10 protein-coding genes and 1 riboswitch are annotated in these 7,689 nt (G+C 67.1%); of the genes, 7 read left to right on the top strand and 3 right to left on the bottom strand.

What is annotated here, in order from left to right:
• Together crtI and crtY are read right to left on the bottom strand one after the other, a co-directional pair.
• Positions 1-678, bottom strand: a 678-nt coding sequence (crtI, locus tag ACE5C1_RS05125; protein WP_374942990.1) for a phytoene desaturase family protein, incomplete at its 3' end; no start/stop codon positions are given.
• Entirely contained in the window at positions 675-1,838 is a 1,164-nt protein-coding gene (crtY, locus tag ACE5C1_RS05120) for a lycopene beta-cyclase CrtY (RefSeq protein ID WP_374942989.1), read from the bottom strand. The genes crtY and crtI, both read right to left, overlap by 4 nt.
• A gap of 77 nt (positions 1,839-1,915) precedes the next feature.
• Between crtY and ACE5C1_RS05115 the strand changes: the two genes are divergently transcribed.
• Positions 1,916-2,434: a GNAT family N-acetyltransferase gene (locus ACE5C1_RS05115; RefSeq protein WP_374942988.1), complete on the top strand. Its 519-nt coding sequence runs from the start codon at positions 1,916-1,918 to the stop codon at positions 2,432-2,434.
• Between the two features lie 3 nt (positions 2,435-2,437).
• Here ACE5C1_RS05115 and ACE5C1_RS05110 read toward each other — a convergent pair whose 3' ends face one another.
• The gene (locus ACE5C1_RS05110) at positions 2,438-2,728 is read right to left on the bottom strand and encodes a hypothetical protein (RefSeq protein ID WP_374942987.1); all 291 of its coding nucleotides are present in this window, start codon (positions 2,726-2,728) and stop codon (positions 2,438-2,440) included.
• Between the two features lie 129 nt (positions 2,729-2,857).
• Here ACE5C1_RS05110 and ACE5C1_RS05105 point away from each other — a divergent pair, with 129 nt between their 5' ends.
• From ACE5C1_RS05105 to ACE5C1_RS05080, 6 genes are all read left to right on the top strand, one after another.
• Positions 2,858-3,646 carry a sterol desaturase family protein gene (locus tag ACE5C1_RS05105; RefSeq protein ID WP_374942986.1) on the top strand — a complete coding sequence of 263 codons (789 nt, stop codon included), beginning with the start codon at positions 2,858-2,860 and terminating at the stop codon, positions 3,644-3,646.
• Positions 3,618-4,001 (top strand): DUF2141 domain-containing protein, encoded by a 384-nt coding sequence (locus ACE5C1_RS05100; RefSeq protein WP_374942985.1) that lies wholly within the window; start codon positions 3,618-3,620, stop codon positions 3,999-4,001. Before ACE5C1_RS05105 ends, ACE5C1_RS05100 begins: the two co-directional genes overlap by 29 nt.
• A gap of 71 nt (positions 4,002-4,072) precedes the next feature.
• Positions 4,073-4,945 carry a MipA/OmpV family protein gene (locus ACE5C1_RS05095; protein ID WP_374942984.1) on the top strand — a complete coding sequence of 291 codons (873 nt, stop codon included), beginning with the start codon at positions 4,073-4,075 and terminating at the stop codon, positions 4,943-4,945.
• A gap of 166 nt (positions 4,946-5,111) precedes the next feature.
• Complete coding sequence (locus ACE5C1_RS05090; protein ID WP_374942983.1) at positions 5,112-6,152, top strand: ferritin-like domain-containing protein; 1,041 nt, start codon at positions 5,112-5,114, stop codon at positions 6,150-6,152.
• Between the two features lie 38 nt (positions 6,153-6,190).
• Entirely contained in the window at positions 6,191-7,249 is a 1,059-nt protein-coding gene (locus ACE5C1_RS05085) for a ferritin-like domain-containing protein (RefSeq protein ID WP_374942982.1), read from the top strand.
• Positions 7,250-7,337: 88 nt separating this feature from the next.
• Positions 7,338-7,447: riboswitch (TPP riboswitch) on the top strand.
• 29 nt (positions 7,448-7,476) lie between these two features.
• Positions 7,477-7,689 (top strand): hypothetical protein (locus ACE5C1_RS05080; RefSeq protein ID WP_374942981.1); only part of this gene is annotated, 213 nt, incomplete at its 3' end.

Here is a 7,689-nt window from a genome sequence, read left to right as displayed (position 1 = left end):
GCCGGCGATCAGGCGATTGGTGCCGCCCATCGCGAACCAAACGCCGCCGTCGCGCTCCAGCTTGTGGATCAGCGCATAGATGGCGCTGGTCGTCATCGGGTTGCCGCCCACCAGCAGCGTGTGGAAACTGAGCGCCTGGCGCAGCTTCTCATTCTCGATATAGCTCGCGACGATCGAATAAACCGATCGCCACGCCTGATAGCGCGCCAGTGCCGGCGCCGCCTTGATCATCGACGCGAAGTCGAGGAACGCGACATGGCCGAGCTTCTCGTAACCCTCGTGGAACACCCCGGCCGAGTAGCGCAGGAACTTCTGATAGCCCTCCCAGTCGCCCGGATGCAGCTTCTCGATCTCGCTGCGCATCTGCGCATCGTCGTTGGTATAGTCGAAATTGGTCCCGTCGGGCCAGTTGAGCCGGTAGAAGGGCAGCACCGGATCGAGCGTCACGTCATCGCTCATGTCGCGCCCGGTCACCGCCCATAATTCCTGTAGGCAGGCCGGATCGGTGATGACCGTCGGCCCCGCGTCGAAGGTGAAGCCGTCGCGTTCCCAATAATAGGCCCGCCCGCCCGGCTTGTCGCGCGCCTCGACGATCGTCGTCTGGACGCCAGCCGATTGCAACCGGATCGCGAGCGCCAGCCCGCCGAACCCCGAGCCGATGACGATTGCCGTTTTCACTTCGCAGCCCCCATCACCACGCCGATCGCGCGAAAGAAGGGCACCGGCGGTTTGCCCGTCAAAACCCGCGCCTTGTCCATCATCGTCGATTGCCCTGCATAGAAGCGCCCGATCAGCCCGGGCGAAAGCCTGTAGAAGCGTTCGAGAACGCGGTATCGCTCGTCGGGCTCGGCGGCGCGAAACAGCATCTGGTCGAGCATCCGGTAGAATCCCCGCGCGCCCCACGCCCGCTTCGCCATCATATAGGTGGCCTCATGCAGCGCCGCTCCGGAAAAATCGCTGCGCGCCGCCAGCATCGCCGCGGTCCGCACCGCATCGGGCAGCGAATAGCCCGTGGTCGGGTGAAACAACCCGCTGCGCATGCCCGCCTTCGCGGTCTTCGCGCCAGTCGATCGCCAGTATGCCTCGAAGTTCCCGTCCATCACCACCGGCAGCACGCCGGACTCCTCGCGCGTCCCCTGGCTCACCGCCCACCCCTGCGCCTCGGCATAATCGTGCACCCGCCCCGCCACCGCGTCGCGGTCGAGATCGGGGGTGTCGCTGTAATAAGTGTCCTCGACGAACACCCGGTCGTGCGCGACGGGGAGTATATAGACGAAGCGATAGCCGTCGATCTGCGGCACCGTCGCGTCCATGATCACCGGCCGCGTCCGCCCGTGGTCCGCGCCCAGCTTCAGCTCGCGCCCGACGAACTTCTGCCATCCGACCTCCAGGCACGACAGGTCCCCCGGCCCCCGCGCGTCGATTATCCCCTTCGCCTCGACCAGGTCGCCGTCCGCGAACACCACGGCAGTCGCGGACACCGCCGACACCTTGCGGCCGAGCATCAGCGCATGGCCGGGCATCTCGCGCCGGACGACTGCGTCGAGCCGCTCGCTGTCGATCGAATAATAGCTCTCGTCGATCGTCCGCGCATGCGCCGGAAACTTGATGTCGTAGCCGGTCCACGCATGGCAGATCAGCGGCTCGACGATCCACCGGTCCGTCCCCGCGATATCGCTGCCGAAGAACGACCAGACGTGATTGCCCCCGATCACCGGCGCCGCGTCGATCAGCCGCACGTCCATGGCCGGGTGCTTGGCTTTCAGCGCCAGCGCGATCAGCCCGCCCGCAAGCCCCGCGCCGACGATCGCGACATCGCAGGATGTGGTGGACGCCATCCGCCGATGCCTAGCGCAAGCCACGGTCGCTGCGAAACGCTTTTGCAATCGCGCGGGGCTTTGGGCACCCTGCGGCGATGCCTGCTCCGACCCTGCGCACCGATCGCCTGACACTGACCCCGCCCACCCCGGCCGATCTCGACGACGAGGCCGCGATGTGGGCGGACCCGGCGGTCTACGCGATGATCGGCGGCCGCGCCTTCACGCGGGAAGAGGTGTGGCACCGGCTGCTGCGCTACATCGGCCATTGGCAGGTCTGCGGCTACGGCACCTGGATCGTGCGTACGCGCGACGGCGCCTTTGCGGGGTCGGTCGGGCTGATGGACTCGCGCCGCGCGACCGAGCCCGGATACGAAGGCACACCGGAGGCCGGCTGGACGCTCGCGCCCCGTGCGCAGGGGCGGGGCTTTGCACTGGAGGCGATGCGCGCGCTGCTCGGCTGGGCGGACGCGCAGGGCCATACCCGCACCGTTTGCATCGTCGATCCCGCCAACGCCGCATCGCTGCGGCTGGCGGACAAGCTGGGCTATCGCCTCATGACGGAGGCTACCTACCGAGACGTGCGGACGCTGCTGTTCGAGCGCGTGGCTCGCTGAGCCTCATCGCTCCTGCGACTGCACCTCGCTCACGCCTGTTTGCGTCGCCAGCACCTTCGCCTCCGCGGTCGCACCCGCATCCCCGGCGTCCACCCCGGTGTCGATCGGCGCATTCGGCGAGGCCCCGCCCGGCGTCCGTCCCGACCCGAGCGCATTCGCCGCCGCGGCGCCGCCCAGCCCGCCGCCGCCCGGAGAGTCGTCGACGTCCGCGTCGTTCAGCACCGCGCCCGGCGTTGCCTCCTCGCGCGCATCCTGGGGGACATCGGTGGCGTTGCTCGGATCGTTGGTGGGCATCGGCATTCTCCTTCGCCTGGCGACAACGATGCGGCCGCAGACACGATCCAAACCCGCGTTGGTGTAATCGTCAGCGAATTGCCCTAAGAAAACGCCGTGCTCCTCGCCGTCCTCCTCTCCGCCCTCGCAATGACCGTTATCGTCGGCGTGCGCTACCTCGTCACCTCGGGTGCGTTCGCGCTCGCCACGCGCGTCCGCCACCCCCGCCTCTACGCCGGGCTCGATGTGCAAATGCGCCGCGAGATCGCTTGGAGCCTCGCCTCCGCCGCGATCTACGGCGCGCCTGCGGGCGTGGTGGCCTGGGGCTGGCAGAACCGCGGCTGGACGCGGATTTACACCGACGCGCACGCGTATCCGCTCTGGTATCTCCCCGTCTCGGTGCTGCTCTATCTCGCCGCGCACGATAGCTGGTTCTACTGGACCCACCGCTGGATGCACCGGCCGGCGCCGTTCCGCCTCGCCCACGCGGTCCACCACGCCAGCCGCCCGCCGACCGCCTGGGCGGCGATGGCGTTCCACCCGGTCGAGGCGCTCACCGGCGCCGTGATAATTCCGCTACTGGTCTTCGCGATTCCGATCCACGCCGCCGCATTGGGCGTGGTGCTTGGCGTGATGACGGTTATGGGGGTAACCAATCACATGGGTTGGGAGGTTTTCCCCCGGTTCATGTGGGCCGGACCATTGGGGGGGTGGCTCATCACCGCGAGCCATCATCAGCGGCATCACGCGCAATATGGATGCAATTATGGCCTCTACTTCCGCTTCTGGGACCGCCTCTGCGGCACCGACCGCGGGGTCGGCGATTTCGCCCGCGATCACGCGCAAGCCGCACAAAAACTGGCGGCGCACCGGACGGGCGGCGGCGATGCTCGCGAGCGCGACGCCGCTGATGGGGGCGATGCCCGTCGCGCGGCTTGAGGTTTCGGTCGACCATCTCCGCTCGGCGGAAGGTTTCGTCCGCGTCTGCCTCACCGCGGACCCGGCGAATTTCCCGGCCTGCGTCGACGATGCGCAGGCGCTGACCCGCTCGGTGCCGGCCGACGTCCACACCATTCGCTTCGACGCGCTCCCGCAAGGGGCCTATGCACTGGCGGTGATCCACGACGCCAACGGCAACGCCAAGCTCGACACGTTCGCCGGCATCCCGCGCGAAGGCTTCGGTTTCTCGCGCAATCCGCCGATCGGTTTCGGCGCGCCTCGCTTTGCGGCGGCACAATTCACGCTGGCGGGTGATGCCGAAAAGCAACAGGTGCGGATGCGTTATATTTTCTGACAGCTCCGTCAGGAGCCAAATGCCGCCGGACACGTTACGCGCGAGTAACAGTCCTGTCGGAGCATCTCACTTTGCGCATATTCCCCTCGATCGCCGCCGCGTGCCTCGCACTGGTTCCCGCCGCCGCCTTGGCGCAGGATACCACGCAAGCAGCACCGCCGACCCCCAATCCCGATATCGGCATGTCGGGCGATCGGGTCACGATCGGCGTCGGCGCGGCGACCGTGCCCGATTATGAGGGCGCGGACAGCAACGACATCATTCCCGCCGCGGTGGCGATCGGCACGCTTGGCGGCTTCGATTTCTTCACCCGCGGCACCCAGCTCTACGTCGACCTTATCAAGGACCCGGCAGGCCCCGGCACCAAGTTCGAACTCGGCCCGATCGCCGGCGTTCGGCTCCAGCGCAACAGCCGCAAGGGGATCGACAATCCCCAGGTCCGCGCGCTCGGCAAGATCGACACCGCGTACGAACTCGGCGCCTCGGCCGGCATCTCGCGCACCGGCGTCATCACCAGCGATTTCGACACGCTGAGCGCACGCGTCGGATACATCCACGACGTGTCGGGCGCACACGGCAGCTACGTGATCAGCCCGCAGGTCAACTACACCACGCCCTTGTCCTATTCCACGCTCGTTTCCCTCGGCGCCTCCGCGGATTACGTCGGCAAGGGCTATGGCCGCACCTATTTCGGCGTTTCTCCGACGGGTACGCTGGCGTCAGGCCTGCGCACCTACGGGGTCGGCGACAGCGGATGGAAGAACTACAGCCTGTCCGCATTTGCGCTGCAAAGCCTCACCGGCGACCTGCGTCATGGCTTGGCGATCGGCGGCGGCGTTCTCTACAGCCAGTATCTCGGCAAGTATAAGCGCAGCCCACTGATCCGCGATGTCGGGGACTCGTCGACCTGGTCGGCCGCGATCGGCCTGGCCTACACCTTCTGACCCGGCGCGCGCTGCGGCGCATACGTGCTGACCCGGCGCGCGCTGCGGCGCATACGTGTACCGCTCGGTGTCGGATGCGCCGCAATTATTTTATTTCGGTGCCGGAACCGCCGCTCGGGCGGTCGGTTGCGGCTTCCATAGGTACACAGCAGGGAAGAGATCGGCCATGTCGCAAACCGAAGAACTCATCGAGGCGCTGGACTCGCGAGTAAGGCGACGGGAGGAGCGCCGCGCCTTCTTCAAGGTGGCTTTGGGTGCCGCAGCGGTCGGCGCGGGCGCCTTCGCTGTCGCGACGCCGGCAGCGGCACAGGCGGTCACCGATAACGACATCCTGAATTTCGCGCTGAACCTCGAATATCTCGAGGCGCAATTCTACTCCTACGCCGCCTTCGGAACCGGCATCGCTGCGAATCTGCAGACCGGCGTGACGACTTCGGGGCCGCAGGGTGCGGTCGTAATCGGCACCACCAACCCGGCGCGGCAGGTGAATTTCTCCGGCGACCCGCTGGTTGGCCAATATGCGCGCGAGATCGCCGCGGACGAGATTGCGCACGTCGCATTCCTCCGCACGGCGTTGGCGGCCGCTGCGGTCGCACAGCCTGCGATCAACATATCGGGCGACGCGAATGGGCCGTTCACCGCGGCCGCCAAGGCTGCGGGGGTCGACCTGACCGCAAGTGGCGGGGTGTTCGATCCCTATGCCAACCCGAACAACTTCCTGCTCGGCTCGTTCATCTTCGAGGACGTGGGCGTCACTGCCTACAAGGGCTCCGCCGCGCTGCTCACCAGCAAGGTGTTCCTTGAGGCGGCCGCAGGCATCCTGGCGGTCGAGGCGTACCATTCGTCGATTGTCCGCACCTCGCTCTATGCGCGCGGCATGGCGACTCCGGCGTTGCAGCTGGTTGAGACGACCGAGAAGATCTCCGCCGCACGCGATCTCCTCGACGGCACGCCTGCCGACGATCCGGTGCGCGGCATCGGCGCGGACGACGATCAGGGCATCGCGCCGGTGACGATCAGCGGCGCGCTGCTTCCCGCGAGCGGCACAGGGTCGAACATCGTTCCGCTCAACAGTAACGGACTGGCGTACAGCCGGACCGCCGCGCAGGTGCTCAACATCGTGTACCTGAACAAGGCGGCGGTGACGATGGGCGGGTTCTTCCCCGCCGGCGTCAACGGCACCATCCGGACGAGCGCGGCGAACTAAGCCGCCGCTTCCAGCCATTCCCGTGGAGGGGACTTTCCATGCGTGACGATCAATCCATTCTCGAAGTGCTCGACGCCGTATCGAAGCGGCGTCACGAACGACGCAGTTTCCTGCAATATGCAGGCGCTGCCACCGTTGCGGCGGGCGGCCTTTCGCTGCTCGCGGCCTGCGGCAATAACAACAACGACGATGTGCCGGTCCAGACGCCGACGCCGACCCCGACCACCGCGGCGATCAACGACGCCGACATCCTGAACTTCGCGCTGCAGCTCGAATATCTGGAGGCGCAATTCTATTCCTATGCCGTCTATGGCGTCGGACTGAATTCGTCGTTGCTCGGGGGTACCGGCACCCCGGGCGCGGTCGCCACGGGTACGGGCGCAGGTCAGCCGCGCGCGGTGAACTTCACCGGGGAGACGCTCATCGGCCAATATGCGCGCGAGATCGCGGCCGACGAGATCGCGCACGTCGCCTTTCTGCGTACCGCCCTTGGCAGCGCCGCGGTCGCGCAGCCCGCGATCAATATCTCGGGCGATGCCACCGGGGCCTTCACCGCGGTCGCGCGGGCGGCTGGCATCGTCGGTGCGAATGAAACCTTCGATCCCTATTCGTCGCCCGATTTCTTCCTGCTCGGCGCCTTCATCTACGAAGACGTCGGCGTGACGGCGTACAAGGGGGCATCGCCGCTGGTCGCCAACAAGACGTATCTGGAGGCTGCGGCGGGCATCCTGGCGGCGGAGGCCTATCATGCAGGCCTCGTCCGCACGATCCTCTATGCGCGCGGGCAGACCACCAGTTCGCTGATCACGATCGCGGGACAGGTCTCCAATCTGCGCGATGCCGCCGACGGCGCACCGGCGGAAGATCTTATCCGCGGCATCGGTCCCGACGACGATCAGGGCATCGATTCGGTGAACGGGCCTAACGGCATCGTCGCCAACCTCGTGCCGACCAACTCGAACGGCCTCGCGTTCAGCCGTACTCCTGGTCAGGTGCTCAACATCGTCTATGGCAACGCGACCACCGCGTCGGTGTCGCAGGGGGCGTTCTTCCCCACGGGCGTCAACGGCACGCTCAAGGCATCCGCCGCCAAGTGATGACCGGTATCTGATTGAGAAAGGGGCCGTGCGGGCAGCCGCGCGGCCCCTTTTTTCGTTGGCGCCGCCGCCCGCGCACGCCTATGCTCGCATCTCCCCGGGGGGCCGTTGACCGACGGCTGAGAGGCAGGCACGAGCCTGCGACCCGCCGAACCTGATCCCGTTAGCGCGGGCGTAGGGAGGGAGCTCGGCTCGCCCGGTCTCCGTTCCGCATTTGGAGACGTGAGATGGCCGACATCGACTCGAAGATCGAACGTGCTTCCGTCGGAAGCCCGCGGCCCGCCAATACCGAGATCGGCGTTACCACCGGCCCGATCCGTGGCTCGAAGAAAATCCACGTCGGCCCGCTCAAGGTCGCGATGCGCGCGGTGCACCTCGATCCCGCGTGCGGGGAGGCCCCGCTCAACGTCTACGACACCAGCGGCCCCTACACCGACCCG

Source organism: Sphingomonas sp. (assembly GCF_964263785.1).
Taxonomy (GTDB): Bacteria; Pseudomonadota; Alphaproteobacteria; order Sphingomonadales; family Sphingomonadaceae; genus Sphingomonas.
This window is presented reverse-complemented; position numbering and strand designations above follow the sequence as displayed.

What these genes read in the sequence shown, in the direction of transcription:
- crtY (WP_374942989.1), bottom strand. Translation starts at nt 1,838, where the DNA reads ATGGCGTCCACCACATCCTGCGATGTCGCGATCGTCGGCGCGGGGCTT.
- ACE5C1_RS05115 (WP_374942988.1), top strand. Translation starts at nt 1,916, where the DNA reads ATGCCTGCTCCGACCCTGCGCACCGATCGCCTGACACTGACCCCGCCC.
- ACE5C1_RS05110 (WP_374942987.1), bottom strand. Translation starts at nt 2,728, where the DNA reads ATGCCCACCAACGATCCGAGCAACGCCACCGATGTCCCCCAGGATGCG.
- ACE5C1_RS05105 (WP_374942986.1), top strand. Translation starts at nt 2,858, where the DNA reads ATGACCGTTATCGTCGGCGTGCGCTACCTCGTCACCTCGGGTGCGTTC.
- ACE5C1_RS05100 (WP_374942985.1), top strand. Translation starts at nt 3,618, where the DNA reads ATGGGGGCGATGCCCGTCGCGCGGCTTGAGGTTTCGGTCGACCATCTC.
- ACE5C1_RS05090 (WP_374942983.1), top strand. Translation starts at nt 5,112, where the DNA reads ATGTCGCAAACCGAAGAACTCATCGAGGCGCTGGACTCGCGAGTAAGG.
- ACE5C1_RS05085 (WP_374942982.1), top strand. Translation starts at nt 6,191, where the DNA reads ATGCGTGACGATCAATCCATTCTCGAAGTGCTCGACGCCGTATCGAAG.